Genomic DNA, 16,893 nt, shown 5'->3' on the forward strand with positions numbered 1-16,893 from the left:
TAAACTTAATTACGAATTACGAATTATTTAACAAACACTAGTCCACTATATAAATGAAAAGCTGAGTCCCAATTAGTCTCTTCCCTGCGAAATAGATGAATGTGAGACTTGATATGACCCAGTATTTCTGTTTGATCTAATGTTGTATCTGCAAAGGACGTGAAATCTGACCAAATTTTGACTTGAGGTAGTTGCTGGTCAATCCAACTTGATAAACTATTCCAATTAATTCTGATTGTATTTTGGCTAGCTTGGGGAATGATTTCTAAACCTTGCTGAAATTCATAGCCGTTATCATTAAATCGGAGAATGCAACGTCTACCAGGTAGGTGTAAATCACAAAACTGGGTATAATCTTGTGTTTGAGTTTTCCGTTCCAGTTTCCGGTAGGCATCAACATCTACAACTTGTTCAAAAATAGGCAAAAGTCCCACTACTCTTGCTGTGACTTCTGACCAGTCAAAGGTGAGAGAACCGAGTTGATTTGCCTGGTTGCAGCAAATAACAGTAACTTGTGGGGTAAATTCCTGGAAATATTTGACTTGATAAACTTGAATTTGCTGAATTTGAGCTATTGTTGCCCAAAAGCAAGGAATGCCAGCCTGCTGTAACTGTTTCCCGTAAAATTTTAGTTCTCCTACTTGGCCAGTGCGGTACAACCTCCAGCCACGACTTGGCAGTATTAGTCGTGCAGTATAGGGGTCTAGCTGCATAATCTGGGCGAATTTTCGAGATGCTTCTGTTTTCATCTCGTTACTGAGAGGCTCTAAGACTAGTACGCCAAGTTCTGTGTTATTAGGTTGAGATGTTGCTTGAGAAATGGCTCTTTGTCTTTCTTCTAGCTCCATTTCTTGTAGTCTTTTCAAACCTTGACGTGCTAACGTCACTATTTTGGTATTTGTCGTATCTCGCAGCAGTTGCCGATAAATTTTTTCTGCATCCTGATGCTTTCCAGATACTTCATGCAACCGACCAAGATAAAATTGTACCCAAGGATTGTCTGGTGATTCTTTTCGCAGCTGTTTGAGTAATTTAGCAGCTGTTTGATAATCTTTATGCTCAAAGGCGATCGCAACTTGCTCAATCATCACTTTAAATACACGCTGGAGTGATGTCTCGCGCAAAAGGAAATTTGCGTGAGCTATAAATCATTTATACTTCACAAATTGCGGTAATCAAGGATAATGCTACTACCGGGGCTGTAACTGCTCTCAGGATGCGCCGACCAAGGGAAACAGGTTGAAATCCAGCTGACTTCGCATTTTCAATTTCTTGTGTTGTCCATCCTCCCTCTGGCCCAGTAGCAATGACAATCTCCTCAGAGATGCTACTCAGCACTTTGTTTAAATGGGGATACTCTCCACGAGCCTCACAAATGTAGCGGTGACTTGTCTGATTCGTAGTGACAGCAGTGTTAAAAGTAACAGGCTGTAAAATTGTCGGCACGAATGAGCGCTCTGATTGCTCGGCGGCTTCTGTTGCGATGCGCCGCCAGCGTTCGAGCTTTTGAGGACTAGGATCAAGCAAAGTGCGATCGCTCAATACTGGTGCAATACAAGCTACTCCTAACTCTGTACAACACCGTACCACTTCATCAAATCCATTGCCTTTAGGCAACGCCACCATGAGTGTAATCAATACAGGTAATTCTGTTTCTACTGTCAGTGGTTCTAAAACCTGTGCTTGTTCCCCTGCTAGCTGCGCTAACCACCATTTTCCTCTACCATCCATTGCAATAAAGTGATCGCCTTCACGCAAGCGCAACACACGCCCTAAATAATGTTGCTGTTCTTTTGTGAGCAAAATTTGCCCTTGCTGAAGTTGGGAGGGTGCGATCGCAATTCTTTGCAGTTGAGACATTTTTCTAGATAAATTACTGCCCTGCTATAGATATCTGCTGTCTAACCCAGGTACGGAAAGCACGATGTTGCTGCTATTTGTCCAACTTTCTTGCTTTCTTGGATAAATCGGGGAATCTCCTTTACCAGCACAGGCGCAAAAGTTGGACTGCGATCGCTTTGCGAGTATTGCCCACTGTTAAGGGCGTAGATTCTCAACACATTTCCGTTATACCGCCAGAATTCTGGGACTCCCATTGAAGCATAAAGGGTCAACTTGTCTATCTTCGGTCTGGAATATTCCACTTCTAGGACTATATCTGGTGGTGGATCTGTATTCAGGTCAATATTTTCTTTGTTACGGATTAAGAATTCGTTTTGGATATAGTAACTACTGTCTGGCTCGCCTCCTTGCTCCAAATCATCCCGCGTCATAGTCAACGAGCCAGCGCTTTTAACTTCTAAACCAAATTCTTCACACAGCACAAGAACAAAACCTTCAATCAGACGATTTGAGTTCTCGTGTGGCATCAGCGGGGTAATAATTTCTACTATTCCGTTGTCATAAGCTAGCCTTTTATTTCGCTCAGATCCCATATCTGCCAGCAGAGCTTTGAATGTCTGCCAGCTAATATTTTGCAGCACATCCCTAGTCTCTGCGAATTTTGCTGTTGTTACCATAGTTCAGTTTTTCTGTGGATGTCTTACCTAACTGTATTAGGACTTACACGAGAAAGACACAGATGGATTTATCTGTGTCTCTGTTTGATTTCATTATCTTCAATTTTTCGGCTTACGAAAGATTTTGGAAATAAGCCTCTAGCGCCTCAGTCACTAACTGAGTCATCGGCTTACCTTGGCTTTGGGCTACTTCCTTCAACTTGCTATAAACCTCTGCTTTCAAATTCACCCGATGGCGTGATTTGTTTGCACCATCGGCTGTTTGGGGTTCGTATGTGGCAGTAAATTCGCGGATGGCATCAAAACCAACGCGATCGCAAAAATCACCGAAGCTTTCTTTCGATTTCCGAGATTTCTTGAAGTAGACAAAAATCGGTTCTAGGAAGCTTTCAAAGTCATTATGGTGCAGCTTTTCTATGTAAGGTTGTGCCAGTCGAGTCTGATTTGGCGAACCCCCTAACCATAATTGGTAAGATTCTGGAGCGCTACCGACAAAGCCCAATTCTGCCAGGTACGGACGAGCGCAACCGTTGGGGCATCCTGTCATCCGTACCACAAAATGTTCTTTTTGTAAATCTAATTTATCCAACAGAGCGCGAATCCGCTCCAAAATCCCCGGTATTGCGCGTTCTGATTCCGTGACTGCCAAGCCGCAGGTAGGTAAAGCCGGACAAGCCATTGCATACCGAACTAAAGGTTCGATTTTACTAGGGTCGTCTCCGACACCGTGACGGCTGAGAATATCTTGAATAGCTTGCTTGCTATCTGGTTCGATATCGTAAAAAATCAGGTTATGGTTGGGTGTCAAACGGATGGAGAAGTTAAACTGCTCGACAATTTCCCGCAAGGCAGTTTTTAGTTGAAACGAACCTTCATCCTTGATTCGACCATTGTCAATGGAAATTCCTAAGAATAGCTTGCCATCACCTTGTTCATTCCAGCCGAGGAAGTCGTGATATTTAAACTCTGGTAGTGGTTTGAAGGCTTCAACTGGTTTACCGAAATATTCTTCAACTTGGGTACGGAATTTATCTACACCCCAATCGTTGATTAGATATTTTAATCTGGCATGACGACGATCAGTGCGATCGCCATAATCTCTCTGGGTAGCAACAATTGCTTTCACTACATCATAAACGTCATCTTTCGCTACATAACCGATGGGGTCTGCTAACCTCGCGAAAGTTTCTTCTTTACCGTGTGTTCTACCTAAGCCACCACCAGCAAAAATATTAAATCCTTCTAATTGTCCCTTCTTATTGGTAATTACTACTAAGGTCAGGTCTTGGGAATACAAATCAACCGAATTATCCCCTGGCACCGTCACGCAAATTTTGAACTTGCGGGGCATATAGTGAGTGCCATAAATCGGTTCTTCGCTGTCATGGATAATTGTGCCATTCCCATTGCGCTGTCGCGCCGCCTTCACCTCTGGATTCTCTTCAGCACTAATTGCTTTTTCCCCATCTAACCAAATTTCGTAATAAGCGCCTGTCTGTGCTGAGAGCAAATCAGCAATATTCTGGGCATATTCCCAAGCATATTGATACTCTGGGCGATTCTTAAAGGGGGCTGGTGGTGCCATCACGTTGCGGTTGATGTCGCCGCAAGCTCCCAAAGTCGTACCTAGATTCTTGACAATTGTGGCAATTGCTGTCTTAAGATTCTTCTTTAAAATTCCGTGCATTTGGAAACCTTGACGAGTAGTTACTCGTAAGGTGTGGTTGCCATACTCATCAGCTAGTTTATCTAAAGCCAGATACAGCTGCGGCGGCACCAAACCACCCGGATTTTTTGTCCGCAGCATAAACTGGTAATCTTTTTCCTGTCCCTTGGTGCGGTTGTCACGGTTATCCTGCTGGTAAGAACCGTGATACTTCAAAAGCTGCACTGCATTTTCGGTAAAATGGGTAGTATCTTGTAGGATCTCAGTTGCTACAGGTTCACGCAAAAAATTACTATTTTCCTTGATTCCTTCTAGTTTGGAAGGCTTACGGCTAGCGATGGGGGAAGGAGCAGATTTAACCATTAGACTTGTATAGTATTCTCAATAAAGCATTACGTAGACGCCGAATCAGCACCCTTCGGCTACTTGATCCCCGGTAATCCGGCCGGAATAATGAGGAATATTTTAATTTTACCACGGCAAAAGGCTGCTTTCTCAGTGATGTAACACTTAACAAAACCAGCTTTTTGGAGTAGTGAGTGAAGAAGTGCTAAGTCCTGAGTACTAAGTAAAGTATAGAGTGAGTGAGGACTCAATAATCTTTTATTTGAAGCGATAGCCAATACCACCATTGATACTAACAGCAGAAGCATCGTTATTTTGGTAAGCACAAAGCCCTACCTTAGCATTAGTGTAGATGAGGAAATTGTTAGCAACTTCCGATTCAATACCAGCACCTATCACTACTGAATCTCTTTTACCTATGGGAATTGATGAGCCATCTTTCTCTATAAAAGACTAACCACCAGTTAAATAAGCATTAGTTGTATTAGCGATGGGCACATCCACAGAAAGTTCTGGGATGATGGCACTCGTCTTATCACTCCAGAGGACATTACCGCTGGTAACGCCAGCTGCAACACCAGCACTAACATAACTAGTATCAGTACCTTTTTTGGTTTCAGCAGAAGCAAGACCCGCTGATAGAACAAGAGGAGCAACTATTAAGGAAGATAATGCAGAAATTGTCATGAAAGACTTGAGTAAGTGATTCATAATTTTTACCAAAATTTGTATTTTTTACTTATATATTCAAAATCAAAATCATGTGAAAATGTTCCAAGTAATTCACAGATTTTATTAAATGACTGTTATTGATTCATAACGCTTACAGGGTAACTATCCATGAAAATAAGAAATAAGCTATTATAATTACATTTCAATATCTTTTCATCCTAGTTCTTTATCTGAAGACAGACGCTTTTTAAACTAGCATAATATTTGGAACTTAAACTGATACCAATTATCAGTAAACTTGCACCTAATGATTATTCCTTCTTCCTTGGCTTTTGACTTTTGACTTTTGACTTTTGACTTCCCCGTTCGCGTAGCGTCCCGTAGGGAAGGGGCTGACGTACTTAGCGGTTCGTTAAATAAAAATTAAGTGCATCTTCATAGCGAATTGGTATAAGTCGGGATATGGTAAATAAAATACCTGATTAACAACTTTTTACTGAGCTTTTCACATAGGATGAAAAAGTAGGCTGTAGCATCTGTTGCAACAAGCTATAGAGGGAATCTATAAAGTTAATTTTGAGCAATTATTGTGGAGATTGAATAATGCTAACCGCTGCAAAAACGTTGTCTGGTTTGATGGGTTTATGTGTCGGTGATGCGTTGGGTGTGCCAGTGGAGTTTACTAGCCGTGCTGAACGAGTGAAATCTCCAGTGACAACAATGCTGGGTTATGGCACATGGAATCAACCACCAGGAACTTGGTCAGATGACAGTTCGTTAAGCTTTTGCTTGGCAGAATGCCTTTGTAGAGGGTATTCGTTGGATGCTATAGCTAATTCCTTCTGGCGCTGGTACAAGGAGGCTTACTGGACTCCTCGTGGCGATGTCTTTGATATTGGTCAAACTACCCACACAGCAATTATGCGCCTGAAACAGGGAGTAGTTCCCCATCAGGCGGGTGGCAAGGTTGAAAATAATAATGGCAATGGTTCGTTGATGAGAATCTTGCCTATGGCTTATTGTCACAGAAACTTAACTTTAGGCGAATTGCTGGCGCGGGTGCACGATGTTTCGGCGATTACTCATGCTCATGCGCGATCGCAAATGGCCTGTGGCATTTACATTAGTATTGCAGTGGCGCTTTTGGAAGGGGCTGACCTGCAAACAGCTTATTTACAAGCATTACAAGATATCCAAACAATTTATTCTGTACGGGAATTTTTGTTAGAGAAGCCCCATTTTGGCAGAGTTTTGAGTGGTGAGATTGCCAAGTTACCAGTGGAAGAGATTAATTCTGGTGGCTATGTGATTGATACCTTAGAGTCATCCCTGTGGTGTTTATTAAATAGCTCCTCTTATTCTGAGGCGGTACTGAAAGCTGTTAACTTAGGCGGAGATACTGATACTACTGCTGCTGTCACCGGTGGGTTAGCGGGAATTTACTATGGGGTGGAAAATATTCCTCAAAAATGGATGAATCAAATTCCTCGTAGACAAGACATTATCTACTTGGCAGAGCGTTTTGCAAGGGCTGTTTACAGCTAGTTTGGAATTAGAAATTATACCAATTATTTGATCAGCGGCTTTTCGCAAGTAAAATCAGTTGTAGAAAAGTTTCATGCTGGTTGAACAATGCTAATCGGTGCAAAAACGTTGTCTGGTTTGATGGGTTTATGTGTTGGTGATGCATTGGGTGTGCCAGTGGAGTTCACCAGCCGCGCTGAACGAGTAAAATCTCCAGTCATATCTATGTTGGGTTATGGAACTTGGGATGTTCCTCCTGGTACGTGGTCAGATGACAGTTCGCTGACCTTTTGCTTGACAGAATGTCTTTGTGACGGATTTTCACTGGATGCGATTGCTAATTCCTTCTGGCGCTGGTATCACGAAAGTTACTGGACTCCTGAAGGCGAAGTATTTGATATCGGTAACACCACATTTTTAGCAATTGTGAACTGGAAACAAGGAACTCCACCCCTGAAAGCAGGTGGTACTAGTGAAAATAGTAATGGCAATGGTTCTTTAATGAGAATCTTGCCGATGGCTTATTGTCACAGAAACTTAACTTTAGGGGAATTGCTGGCGCGGGTGCATGATGTTTCGGCGATTACTCATGCTCATGCGCGATCGCAAATGGCTTATGGCATTTATATTAGTATTGCAGTGGCGCTCTTGGAAGGGGCTGACCTGCAAACAGCTTATTTACAAGCATTACAAGATATCCAAACAATTTATTCTGTACGGGAATTTTTGTTAGAGAAGCCCCATTTTGGCAGAGTTTTGAGTGGTGAGATTGCCAAGTTACCAGTGGAAGAGATTAATTCTGGTGGCTATGTGATTGATACCTTAGAGTCATCCCTGTGGTGTTTATTAAATAGCTCCTCTTATTCTGAGGCGGTACTGAAAGCTGTTAACTTAGGCGGAGATACTGATACTACTGCTGCTGTCACCGGTGGGTTAGCGGGAATTTACTATGGGGTGGAAAATATTCCTCAAAAATGGATGAATCAAATTCCTCGTAGACAAGACATTATTTACTTGGCAGAGCGTTTTGCAAGGGCTGTCTATACTTAGAGTTAGGAGTTAAAAGTTAAGAGTTAAGAATTATGAAATTCCTAACTCCTAACTCCTAAAGTGTAGATAAAGAGTAGACCTGACCATCAATCAACAGTCGTGTAATGCCCTTGGCTTGAAGATGGGTACGAGCCTTATGAAGCATTTTACTATCAGGAACTTTAATCACGCGATCGCGCTTAGTAGAAAAGCGCTTGGCGACACGATGGTTATCAAACACCGGCAAAGTTCTTTGCTGAGTTTCCAGGCTGGGAATTTGCCCCAAGTCACCAAAGTCCTTGAGAGGTCGGGTAATTAATTCCGAGGAACGGTCAATCACCAAATAGCAAGTTTTAGGCAAATTGGCTACCGACAGAGGTAAAACTTGAACTGATGCTTCACCTGGTCTTCGTTTTGTGACTAAAGGTCTTTGCTCATCCAGGTCATCGTCATCAAAGTCTTCTTCCTCAAAGTCATCATCTTCTAAATCATCATCTTCTAAATCGTCCAAATCTTCCGATTCATCTAGCAAGTCTTCGCCCAGCATCTGCGCTATGACGGCCGCTCCTGGATGTTCATTCTTTAGCGGTGGGATGGGGATGCTAACTATTTCCGGTGGCTTTTGCTCTGGAGTTTCTAATTTCTCTGTGACTCGGAGCTTCGGTTTTTCCGATGCCGAGGGGCGTCGCCGCACCCGTCTACTAGCGGCAATTGACTCCGCCGTTTCCTCTGAGTAAAGTTCCTGCTCTAAATGAATTACCCGACGCGGCTGTGGCTCTACTTTTGGTACCTCCAAGAGTTGACTTTCACTTTCAACGGGTGGAACTTCTATCTCAGGCTCTGGTTGAATCGGCAGGGGTAACTGCTCGTAGCTTACCTGCGCCCTACCCTCAGGAGTTCTAGCAGCCCGCTTTAAGGAGACCAAGTATTCATACTCATCTTCTGGCAAAGTGCTTTTGAGCAGGCGACTAATTGTCGAGTTACTCACACCATAACGGTCTGCCAAAGTTGAGGTTGTTTCGGCAGTCTCTCGATATAACTTAAGAATTTCTTGCTTGTCAGAGTCTGTTAATTTTCTCACGGTAGATACCAAAAATCTTTACTAAGCTCGTTTTCGTCCGCTGGTACGCCGCGTTCGTCTTAGTGATGCGTCATATTCTAAGACAGCGCCCATGCCAAATAACACTCCACTAAACACCCAAAACACTTCTAATATCTCCCCACTTTGATAATTGGGACCTTGGGCGTATTTAAACCACATATCTGCAATGTAAAGCGAAAAGGCCGCCGCTGCAATCATTCGCCAAGACTGGGAAACTCTTCCCCCCCAAAAGGCTAAAAGCAGAATGGTAGCAATAATTAATAGAAGCACATCACTAACTACGTAAAACCAATTCAAAATAGCGATTAGCAGTTCTGTGGGTGTTTCTTGTTGCATAGAAATCCACCATGCCAACAAACTACCGGACATTGCGATTGCTAACACAACTAGCCACTGCCATTTTTCCAGATTGATTCGTCTGGAAGCCACAGCGAAAATCATACCTGCGCCAAGTAATAGATAAGTGAGTACAAAAAATATATCGCCTAAAGACACATCCGGTTCATTTTTTAAAACTATTTCGGTATAGCCGAAAATTATCCCCCCAACTAAATAGGAAAGCATACCTAAGCCAATTAAGAGCCAAACATTCCGGCCACTGACGATTTGTGGACTCAGCCAGTTCCTCAAGCATAAGATACCGGCACTCAAATAAGCTAAACCTTCAAAAATATTTGTGCCAATCACATACCACTCCGCCCGGCTTTCTATGCCATCTGCTCCGGGAACTTTGGCACTAAACAACAAATAGTATAGCAGTGCCAGTACGGCCCAGCCAATATTAGCTAAGACAATGTTCTGAGTGGTGAAAATGGATTTAGAAAGGAACGAATTATCGTAAGAGTTATTCATAAGACTTGACTATGTAGATGCACTCTGACAGTATTTTGAGTTAAAAAACTGTATATCTAGTACTGTGTCTGCCAAACAATACACAATCAGATACCAAAAGCAAGTACCATTAGCAGGAACTTTGTTAAAAAATTTCCATGCTACTGCCATAGTTTACCCAGTGGCGATTGATTTAGCCAACTGATAAACAGCGATCGCTCCCCTTCTGGCATATCTTCTAGCTTATAAATCACTTGTTTGGTAAAATTAGCGTTGCCAAAATACGCCTTTCCTAGTCGATGCAGTTCTTCCAACAGGATAACTACATGATTTTCTTGCCAATTAGGTACTTTGGCTGTCGGCAAAGGATTTGTAGATACCAAATATTTAACTGCTTCTAGGGAAGATGCTTGGGGAAATTGCTTCTGCTGTAATACCTCCGCAATATCTTTCTCAAATAATGCAGCTTGCCTAGCACCTAAAAAATCTTCAATGTCGATAGAAACACCTTGCAACAACAAAATACTGGCTTGGATTAAAATCCCCGTTTTACTATGACCACCTGTGTCATTACCCAGATGCTCTAAACGGATTTTACCCCAGACGCTAAAGCGTTCCGGTTCCTCCAGCAAAACACAGGCTTTACCCCGATTATCGGTTAATTCTCTCCATAAGGCTCTAGCTTCTTCTTCTTGACTAGCTTTGAAAACACTAATCAAGCGAAAAGTCTGCCCTTGATAATTAAGGATCGGCACCTGCTGATCCCGTTTTGGGTGCTGAATGCTTGAGATTTCAACATCCTGCCGTTTGAGAATAAACATGGCACTAGCAAATAACTCCTCACAGGGGCACTCTTAATATGGAATATATAATGGCATTTGGCAGCATCGCCAAGGCTGAAATTAGCTAACGTGCTGTGGAAATGAGCCTAGCGATCGCTAGATACTTCTCGAAGGTAGCTGCCCAGAGGGCCTTGGCGCTAACAGGCAAATAATCCCTTGACAACACAATATATCTAAACCAATACCCCATCTGTTTCGTTTTTAGTGTAAATTGACTAGCTAGCGACTAGCATCTTAGCCTTGCTAATGGTGAATCTGCAATTTTCGATTGTTTCTTGGTAGGTAGGAACGATATAATAATGCAGGTGACTCCTTTGGGAGCCATAATTTTGTTTTGGGCGCGTAGCTCAGTGGATAGAGCAATTGCCTTCTAAGCAATCGGTCGCAGGTTCGAACCCTGCCGCGCTCGTTTTAAATAAATATGAACCCTCAAGCACTGGGACATGATCTAATGATTTCCTTGATTGAGGGTTTAAGTGCCCCGCAACTAGTAGACTGCATGGTTTGTGTCTGGGTCTAAATCCCCGTTACAAAACGTAATTGCTTTAGCGAAGCCTTGAGCGTCATTGCGAATTGGTTTAATGGACAGATGGTGTCCATTATGATATTAATTTATGCACATAAAAAATTTAAGTGTAGGTATTGTTTGTTGTTAGCGCTACTCTTCGACTTACTGCTGCTCGCTGATAGCGCTAACATTTAAATTTGGTGTCTCAAAACTACATTGTCAAAGATTGAGGATTCGTCTCAATCAATTTCGCTAAATCTTGCAAGAACGCCGCAGCATGGGCACCGTAAATAATCCGATGGTCGGAAGTAATATTGACTTGCATTTGTTGTCGCACACCAAACAAACCGTCTGCTGTTGCTACCACTTGCGGACGGGATGCCCCGATCGCTAAAATTGAACCTTGTCCAGGCGGTAAAATCGCATCAAATTTGTCTACGCCAAACATCCCCAAATTTGACAGGGTAAAAGTACCACTGTTGTATTCTTGGGGCTGTAGTTGTTTTGCCCTAGCTCTGTCTACCAAAGACTTCCAAGTACGTGATAGAGAATATATATCCACTGCGTCGGCATTTTGCAGCACAGGCGTAATCAATCCGCCATCATCCATCGCTACTGCTACGGAAATGTTGATATCAGAATGATAGACAATGCCCTGGTCTGAGTAGCTAGCATTTAACAATGGGTGTTTTTGTAAAGTCACTGCGACAGCTTTCGCCAGCAGCGCTGTCATTGTCACGCCTTTGGATTTAATTTGTTTATAAAGCTTGTCTAAACCATCGGTGGTAATTGTATAACCGACGCGGAAGACAGGCACGGATATGGTGGCTACCATGTTCCGCACTACGGCATTTTGGAAGGTAGTTAGAGGCACGATTTGACCAGGAACAGCCGCTACTGCTGGTATCGGTGCTGGTGTCCGAGGTGCTGGGGGTGCAACTGGGGTGCTGCTTGGTACAGGTGCTAGTGGGGCAACTGGGGTAGTAGCGGGTTGCTTGCCCTTATTGGACAATGCTTCTATATCTTCGGCGACAATGCGGCCGTGGGGACCACTGCCTTGGAGAGTAGTCAAATCAACTTTGAGTTCTTTGGCTAATTTGCGGGCACGGGGTGAAGCTACAAGCCTTCCTTCTTTGTGGTTAGACCCGTTTTGAGAGACTAAGGCAGGTGTTGCAGCTGAGGCTGTGGCGGGGAGTGGTTCGGGAGATGACGTAGCATTAACAGCCACGCCGTCTGAATTGGCAAGAGATTTCGCCTGTTCAATTTCAGCTTCCGTTTCTGCAATAAAGGCGATCGCAGATCCTACCGGGGCAGTTTCACCAGCTTCAACTATGATATGAGCAAGAAATCCCTCATAAAAGGTTTCTACATCCATATCTGCCTTATCTGACTCTACAACCACCACTGTTTCGCCTTTTTCCACTTTGTCACCTGGCGATTTCACCCAGGAGACGATTTTGCCTTCGGTCATGGTAGAACTCAGCGCCGGCATAAATACTTCGTGAATGCTCATAGGGTGGTTTGGGAATCAATGGTTTATGGACTTTAACAGCTTTTATCAGATCGAATTGTATCTTGTTGACACTCCCTGGACTGAACAAATCTCGCTGCGCTCATATGTTCAGTCTGGGGATTTTTGGTTCATCCAGCAATCGGTAACGGAGGGATCTTTACCGAACCGTATTGGGGCGGGATGTCGGGTGAGCGCGATACTTTGACTGTTACAAAAAGAATTTTCGATTGGAGATTTTATATTTTAGGTTGGGCATTGGGTATTGGGGAGTAGAGGAGATGAGGGAGCAGGGGGAGAGTTCCAAACTCCAAACTTTTGACTCTAGGAACCTAAATATAACTTAAAGGTCTATAATACAGAGCTATCCTCAATGGTTAGCTAATATCTCGATCTCGTTTTAGTAGTTGACTAGCAAAAACCACCACGAGTTGCTCACAGATTAAATGGGATTGCTATTTATATTCCTCATAACCACTGCTTAAGATACAGGAGCTTCTCACAGGTAGAGGATATGGGATGCAGTTCAATCTAGAATTCAAAATTGGTAATAAACCTATTTGAAATTCCTGTTTACTTTTATGTCGGCAAAGCTGAAATTCTTTTTGATTGTGATACTAAGTATCTTTGCCACTGTTGGCGCTGGAGTATATATTACCCAGAGCCAGCAATATGCACCGATTGTTGAGACTAGTAAGGGAGTTGCCCAGCAGGTGGGAGCAATACATCAGTCTCAGGAGGTTATGGCATACTTAGAGCGTTACAATTATAAAACTATACCTTTAGGAAATATTAACTCATCGCTCCAAGGTAGTGATCCTGCTACCCTTGCGCTGAATGCTTTTGACGACATAGCATCAGTGCGAGGAACGCGAAAGGTAGAGGTAGCTTATCCGCAACGAAATCAGGCTTTTGTAACGATTACGCAAATCAAGCGGGGTAATGATTCTGTTGGTATTAAATATCGAGTTGAGATGACCACCTTTGGGCGATCGCTTTTTATTAGCTCACCTCCAGTGTGGGAGATTGTTTGGGCTGGCTCCCAGGTAGAATGTTGGGCTGGGAGCCGCTCCAAACTCAAGTTAAATCACATCTGTCGGTAATTAAAAGTCTGCCAATTTTAGATTTTGAATTTTGGATTAAAGGAAAAATTTAAAATCTAAAATCTAAAATCCAAAACTGAACGACTCATAACTTTCTAAATGTCGCCGCGAATTTCTTCTACAACGCCATCACGCAGAACAATTTCGACCTGCATTTTGCTAATCAGGTTATCTCCCGTCTCTACCCGGAAAAAGCCTTCCATTTGGAATTGGTTGACTTCCTGATCTTGCTGGAGAAACTGCACTTGCTGGAGATTTTGTAGCAACTGATTTTTCTGCTCTAGAAATTCACTTTTCTTTTGATTGACTTGGAGTTGGATATTGTCAATTTGTTGGAGAGTCTGGGGGCCAGGTGGTTGCAGACTCTGCTTTTGAATTGCAGCGATCGCTCTTTGTCCTTCAACGTCTAACTGTTGCAGTTGTTGGTCAAGTTGATTGATCTGCGTTTGCAGCTGCTGTTGTACTTCCTCTTTCCAGAGGGGAGTAACAATGACTTTGACGTTAACAACGCGTTTTAGGAGCAAATTAGATTTGGAGACATCCATAAATATTTCACGTTCACTCTTACTAGTTGGCAGGTGGAATAATCAGGCAAACATGCCGTCAATAATATCGTGATAGCGTTCCGTGACGACCTGTCGTCGAACTTTCAGTGTTTGTGTCATCAAGCCATTTTCGATGGAAAACGGTTCCAGAATGAGTTTGAATGTCCCGATGCGGTCATCTGGTCGAAAGCCTGGACGATTTTGCACTTCCCGATTCAATTCTTGCCGAAATAAATCCTGGATCATTCTACTCTCCAAGTCAATTTTTTGACTAGGTGAAGAAGTAACCTGATCATTTTGCCTATCCAGTGTCAGATTCTGACTTGCTGCCCATTTTTCTAGGGCTTCGACATTGGGGACAATTAAGGCTCCCAGGCTGCGCTGATCTTGACCGACGAGCATAATTTGATCGATATATGGCGATCGCAAACACGCATCTTCGATCGGCTGCGGCTCGATGTTTTCCCCATTAGTCAATACAATCGTATCCTTTGCTCTGCCAGTCAGCACCAAGTCGTCTTGTGGTGTCAGCCAACCCAAATCGCCGCTATCAAACCAACCTTCGGCGTCAATTGCTTTCGCTGTCGCTTCGGGATTTTGGTAATAGCCTTGCATAATCTGTGGCCCCCTCAACAATAACAAGCCTCGCTTCTCTACTGGCAAAGGCGCTTTTGTCTCAGGATCTACGATTTTAGCTTCTGTAGCCGGAAGTGGTAGCCCTGATGCACCAATCAAATTCCGCCAAGGACGCCGCACATGGGTAACAGGAGAAGTTTCTGTCAAGCCATAACCTTGCAAAATCTGCACACCAATAATTTCAAAGAAGTTATCTATGTGTCTGGGAAGCGCACCGCCGCCACTAATCATCTGCTTAACTTGTCCTCCTGTGGCTTCTCGCACTTTGGCATAAACCAGTCGTTCTCCCAAGGCATGGAGAGGTAATAAAGCAGATGCTTGGATCTTAGCTGCTAATCGTTCGCCAGCTGAGGTATGAAGATTATTTAAACTCAATCCCTGAACAATTCGCCGCGCTTTGATGTATTTCTCACTATTGTCCAATAAAAAGTTAACTAGGCGTTGCTTATTTGCTGGTTGTTCGCGGAATTGCTTTTGAACTCCTTCATAAATCGATTCCCACAGGCGGGGTACACCCACCATGTAGTTAGGTTTAAATTCTCTCAAATCACCTTTGACAGAGCGCAAATTAGTATAAACTTGCGTGCAACCTTGAGATAGTAGGTAATATTCAACAGTCCGCTCGTAGCTGTGCCACGAAGGTAGAATACTGAGAACGATATCACCCGCGTTTGGTTGCAATACTGTGCCAAAGGTTGTCACTTGGTGCATCAAATTGTTATAAGATAGCATTACACCCTTGGGTTTACCTGTGGTGCCAGAGGTGTAAATTAGGGTTGCCAGAGCGTCACGATTTTGCTTGACTGGCACAAAATTATGATTTACCCCAATTTCAATCAACTGTGCAAAGTTCAGTACCTTTAGGGTTTCATTTGTTGGTGGTGCTTCATCCGAAAGTAAGATGACTACCTGAATTGGTAAATCTTGAAGGCGGTCTTGTAGTTTTTTAAATGTTTTTAAATCCTCAACAACTATTGCTGTGCTGCCACTATTAGCAATGATAAACAGCAGTTCTTCTTTTTCGGCTTGGGAGCTACGCACTGCATCAACTCCACCAGCAGTCATGATACCTTGATCGGCAATAAACCAGCGAGGACTGTTGTCAGAAATTAAGGAAATGCGATCGCCAACTTTTATTCCCAACGCCTGCAACCCAGTAGCAAATAGTTGTATTTGCTCTGCTAACTGCGTATAAGTAATCACTACTTCTGGTTTAGCGTGAGGGCTGCGGAGGGCAACAACATCACCAAATCGTTGAGCTGCCAAAGGCCAAATTTCTGGCAGCGATTCCACATTTGTGTAATCTACCAACCGCTTTAATGCCTGGCGTTCTCGCTCACTGATGTTAGATAAAAAAGAAGACGCAGTTTGGGTTTTTGACATAACACCTTACCTAAATATCGTAAACTGATCGTTTTCCAGTTTATTTGTTATTCTGCTACAATCACCGTCCTTATTATCCACATTCCCTTCTGTGTATGATAATTCCAGGAATTCCACGTTTATATTTACAAAAATTTATGTTAAACTTAGTTTACATAGATTGCAAGCAATAAATTGACTGAACATCAATCCTACACATATATTATGCTTGCATCTAAGAACAGCGATCACCTATTTTTGACAGGGGATGATTACCTATGAATTTGATAGAGGCTATACTGGTAACGCTAATCAACACTGCTGCTTGCATGGTATTTCCTAAGCTTGTAGCTATCCTTCTAGCTGATAAAACCAAACCTACTGAAGCGTTGCTAAATGGTTCAGAATTACAAACAGCCAAAGTGGAACTTACGAGTTTTCCTTATTGTACAGCTTACGCACTAACAAGCAGTCAATTCTGTAAATTCAGTCCTGATTTTTGTCCCAAGTGTTCTCCAAATTGATGGGCTATTTGCCACTAAAAATTACTCGGTACTTCAGTCCAACTTTGTAGATATTTATATTGGGAATTGGAAAAATTTATTTTTTCTGACACCTATATTTTGCGTTCCAAGTAATAATTTATGCGTCTACTTAGTCAAGCGACGCCGAGTAGCCCGCACAACTCTTGGAGACGCT

13 protein-coding genes, 1 tRNA gene and 2 pseudogenes are annotated in these 16,893 nt (G+C 42.9%); 5 read left to right on the forward strand and 11 right to left on the reverse strand.

What is annotated here, in order from left to right:
* Nucleotides 1-23: 23 nt before the first annotated feature.
* The 5 genes and pseudogenes from Q0541_RS15220 to Q0541_RS15240 all read right to left on the reverse strand — a co-directional run bounded on the left by Q0541_RS15220 (nucleotide 24) and on the right by Q0541_RS15240 (nucleotide 5,241).
* Nucleotides 24-1,088 (reverse strand): tetratricopeptide repeat protein, encoded by a 1,065-nt coding sequence (locus tag Q0541_RS15220; RefSeq protein WP_298911577.1) that lies wholly within the window; start codon nucleotides 1,086-1,088, stop codon nucleotides 24-26.
* Between the two features lie 64 nt (nucleotides 1,089-1,152).
* Nucleotides 1,153-1,860 (reverse strand): 16S rRNA (uracil(1498)-N(3))-methyltransferase, encoded by a 708-nt coding sequence (locus tag Q0541_RS15225; RefSeq protein WP_298911536.1) that lies wholly within the window; start codon nucleotides 1,858-1,860, stop codon nucleotides 1,153-1,155.
* A gap of 13 nt (nucleotides 1,861-1,873) precedes the next feature.
* Nucleotides 1,874-2,519 (reverse strand): annotated as a pseudogene (locus Q0541_RS15230) (Uma2 family endonuclease).
* Nucleotides 2,520-2,631: 112 nt separating this feature from the next.
* Nucleotides 2,632-4,548, reverse strand: a complete 1,917-nt coding sequence (sir, locus tag Q0541_RS15235) for a sulfite reductase, ferredoxin dependent (RefSeq protein WP_298911537.1) — start codon at nucleotides 4,546-4,548, stop codon at nucleotides 2,632-2,634.
* Between the two features lie 240 nt (nucleotides 4,549-4,788).
* A pseudogene (locus Q0541_RS15240) lies at nucleotides 4,789-5,241 on the reverse strand (hypothetical protein).
* Nucleotides 5,242-5,805: 564 nt separating this feature from the next.
* On the opposite strand from Q0541_RS15240, the gene Q0541_RS15245 reads away from it, so the two are divergent.
* Together Q0541_RS15245 and Q0541_RS15250 are read left to right on the forward strand one after the other, a co-directional pair.
* Complete coding sequence (locus Q0541_RS15245; RefSeq protein WP_298911538.1) at nucleotides 5,806-6,747, forward strand: ADP-ribosylglycohydrolase family protein; 942 nt, start codon at nucleotides 5,806-5,808, stop codon at nucleotides 6,745-6,747.
* Nucleotides 6,748-6,834: 87 nt separating this feature from the next.
* Nucleotides 6,835-7,776 carry an ADP-ribosylglycohydrolase family protein gene (locus Q0541_RS15250; protein WP_298911539.1) on the forward strand — a complete coding sequence of 314 codons (942 nt, stop codon included), beginning with the start codon at nucleotides 6,835-6,837 and terminating at the stop codon, nucleotides 7,774-7,776.
* 55 nt (nucleotides 7,777-7,831) lie between these two features.
* On the opposite strand, the gene Q0541_RS15255 is transcribed toward Q0541_RS15250, so the two are convergent.
* The 3 genes from Q0541_RS15255 to Q0541_RS15265 form a co-directional block, all read right to left on the reverse strand.
* Nucleotides 7,832-8,836, reverse strand: a complete 1,005-nt coding sequence (locus Q0541_RS15255; protein WP_298911540.1) for a transposase — start codon at nucleotides 8,834-8,836, stop codon at nucleotides 7,832-7,834.
* A 21-nt stretch (nucleotides 8,837-8,857) separates the two neighbouring features.
* Complete coding sequence (locus Q0541_RS15260; protein ID WP_298911541.1) at nucleotides 8,858-9,709, reverse strand: hypothetical protein; 852 nt, start codon at nucleotides 9,707-9,709, stop codon at nucleotides 8,858-8,860.
* A 140-nt stretch (nucleotides 9,710-9,849) separates the two neighbouring features.
* Nucleotides 9,850-10,509 carry an Npun_F0813 family protein gene (locus Q0541_RS15265; protein WP_298911542.1) on the reverse strand — a complete coding sequence of 220 codons (660 nt, stop codon included), beginning with the start codon at nucleotides 10,507-10,509 and terminating at the stop codon, nucleotides 9,850-9,852.
* 357 nt (nucleotides 10,510-10,866) lie between these two features.
* Here Q0541_RS15265 and Q0541_RS15270 point away from each other — a divergent pair.
* A tRNA-Arg gene (locus tag Q0541_RS15270) sits at nucleotides 10,867-10,939 on the forward strand.
* A gap of 310 nt (nucleotides 10,940-11,249) precedes the next feature.
* On the opposite strand, the gene Q0541_RS15275 is transcribed toward Q0541_RS15270, so the two are convergent.
* Entirely contained in the window at nucleotides 11,250-12,551 is a 1,302-nt protein-coding gene (locus tag Q0541_RS15275; protein ID WP_298911543.1) for a dihydrolipoamide acetyltransferase family protein, read from the reverse strand.
* A gap of 578 nt (nucleotides 12,552-13,129) precedes the next feature.
* On the opposite strand from Q0541_RS15275, the gene Q0541_RS15280 reads away from it, so the two are divergent.
* Nucleotides 13,130-13,651: a hypothetical protein gene (locus Q0541_RS15280; RefSeq protein WP_298911544.1), complete on the forward strand. Its 522-nt coding sequence runs from the start codon at nucleotides 13,130-13,132 to the stop codon at nucleotides 13,649-13,651.
* Between the two features lie 95 nt (nucleotides 13,652-13,746).
* Here Q0541_RS15280 and Q0541_RS15285 read toward each other — a convergent pair whose 3' ends face one another.
* Both Q0541_RS15285 and Q0541_RS15290 read right to left on the reverse strand, forming a co-directional pair.
* A complete protein-coding gene (locus tag Q0541_RS15285) occupies nucleotides 13,747-14,196 on the reverse strand; it encodes a YlqD family protein (protein WP_069072569.1) in 450 nt (149 codons plus the stop codon).
* A gap of 42 nt (nucleotides 14,197-14,238) precedes the next feature.
* Nucleotides 14,239-16,215 carry an AMP-binding protein gene (locus Q0541_RS15290; RefSeq protein WP_298911545.1) on the reverse strand — a complete coding sequence of 659 codons (1,977 nt, stop codon included), beginning with the start codon at nucleotides 16,213-16,215 and terminating at the stop codon, nucleotides 14,239-14,241.
* A gap of 257 nt (nucleotides 16,216-16,472) precedes the next feature.
* On the opposite strand from Q0541_RS15290, the gene Q0541_RS15295 reads away from it, so the two are divergent.
* Nucleotides 16,473-16,718, forward strand: a complete 246-nt coding sequence (locus tag Q0541_RS15295) for a hypothetical protein (protein WP_298911546.1) — start codon at nucleotides 16,473-16,475, stop codon at nucleotides 16,716-16,718.
* Nucleotides 16,719-16,893: the final 175 nt, after the last annotated feature.

The sequence above is a fragment of the uncultured Nostoc sp. genome (assembly GCF_937863485.1).
Taxonomy (GTDB): domain Bacteria; phylum Cyanobacteriota; class Cyanobacteriia; order Cyanobacteriales; family Nostocaceae; genus Nostoc.

What these genes read in the sequence shown, in the direction of transcription:
- Q0541_RS15280 (WP_298911544.1), top strand. Translation starts at nt 13,130, where the DNA reads ATGTCGGCAAAGCTGAAATTCTTTTTGATTGTGATACTAAGTATCTTT.
- Q0541_RS15290 (WP_298911545.1), bottom strand. Translation starts at nt 16,215, where the DNA reads ATGTCAAAAACCCAAACTGCGTCTTCTTTTTTATCTAACATCAGTGAG.
- Q0541_RS15225 (WP_298911536.1), bottom strand. Translation starts at nt 1,860, where the DNA reads ATGTCTCAACTGCAAAGAATTGCGATCGCACCCTCCCAACTTCAGCAA.
- Q0541_RS15260 (WP_298911541.1), bottom strand. Translation starts at nt 9,709, where the DNA reads ATGAATAACTCTTACGATAATTCGTTCCTTTCTAAATCCATTTTCACC.
- Q0541_RS15220 (WP_298911577.1), bottom strand. Translation starts at nt 1,088, where the DNA reads ATGATTGAGCAAGTTGCGATCGCCTTTGAGCATAAAGATTATCAAACA.
- Q0541_RS15265 (WP_298911542.1), bottom strand. Translation starts at nt 10,509, where the DNA reads ATGTTTATTCTCAAACGGCAGGATGTTGAAATCTCAAGCATTCAGCAC.
- Q0541_RS15285 (WP_069072569.1), bottom strand. Translation starts at nt 14,196, where the DNA reads ATGGATGTCTCCAAATCTAATTTGCTCCTAAAACGCGTTGTTAACGTC.
- Q0541_RS15250 (WP_298911539.1), top strand. Translation starts at nt 6,835, where the DNA reads ATGCTAATCGGTGCAAAAACGTTGTCTGGTTTGATGGGTTTATGTGTT.
- Q0541_RS15245 (WP_298911538.1), top strand. Translation starts at nt 5,806, where the DNA reads ATGCTAACCGCTGCAAAAACGTTGTCTGGTTTGATGGGTTTATGTGTC.
- Q0541_RS15275 (WP_298911543.1), bottom strand. Translation starts at nt 12,551, where the DNA reads ATGAGCATTCACGAAGTATTTATGCCGGCGCTGAGTTCTACCATGACC.
- sir (WP_298911537.1), bottom strand. Translation starts at nt 4,548, where the DNA reads ATGGTTAAATCTGCTCCTTCCCCCATCGCTAGCCGTAAGCCTTCCAAA.
- Q0541_RS15295 (WP_298911546.1), top strand. Translation starts at nt 16,473, where the DNA reads ATGAATTTGATAGAGGCTATACTGGTAACGCTAATCAACACTGCTGCT.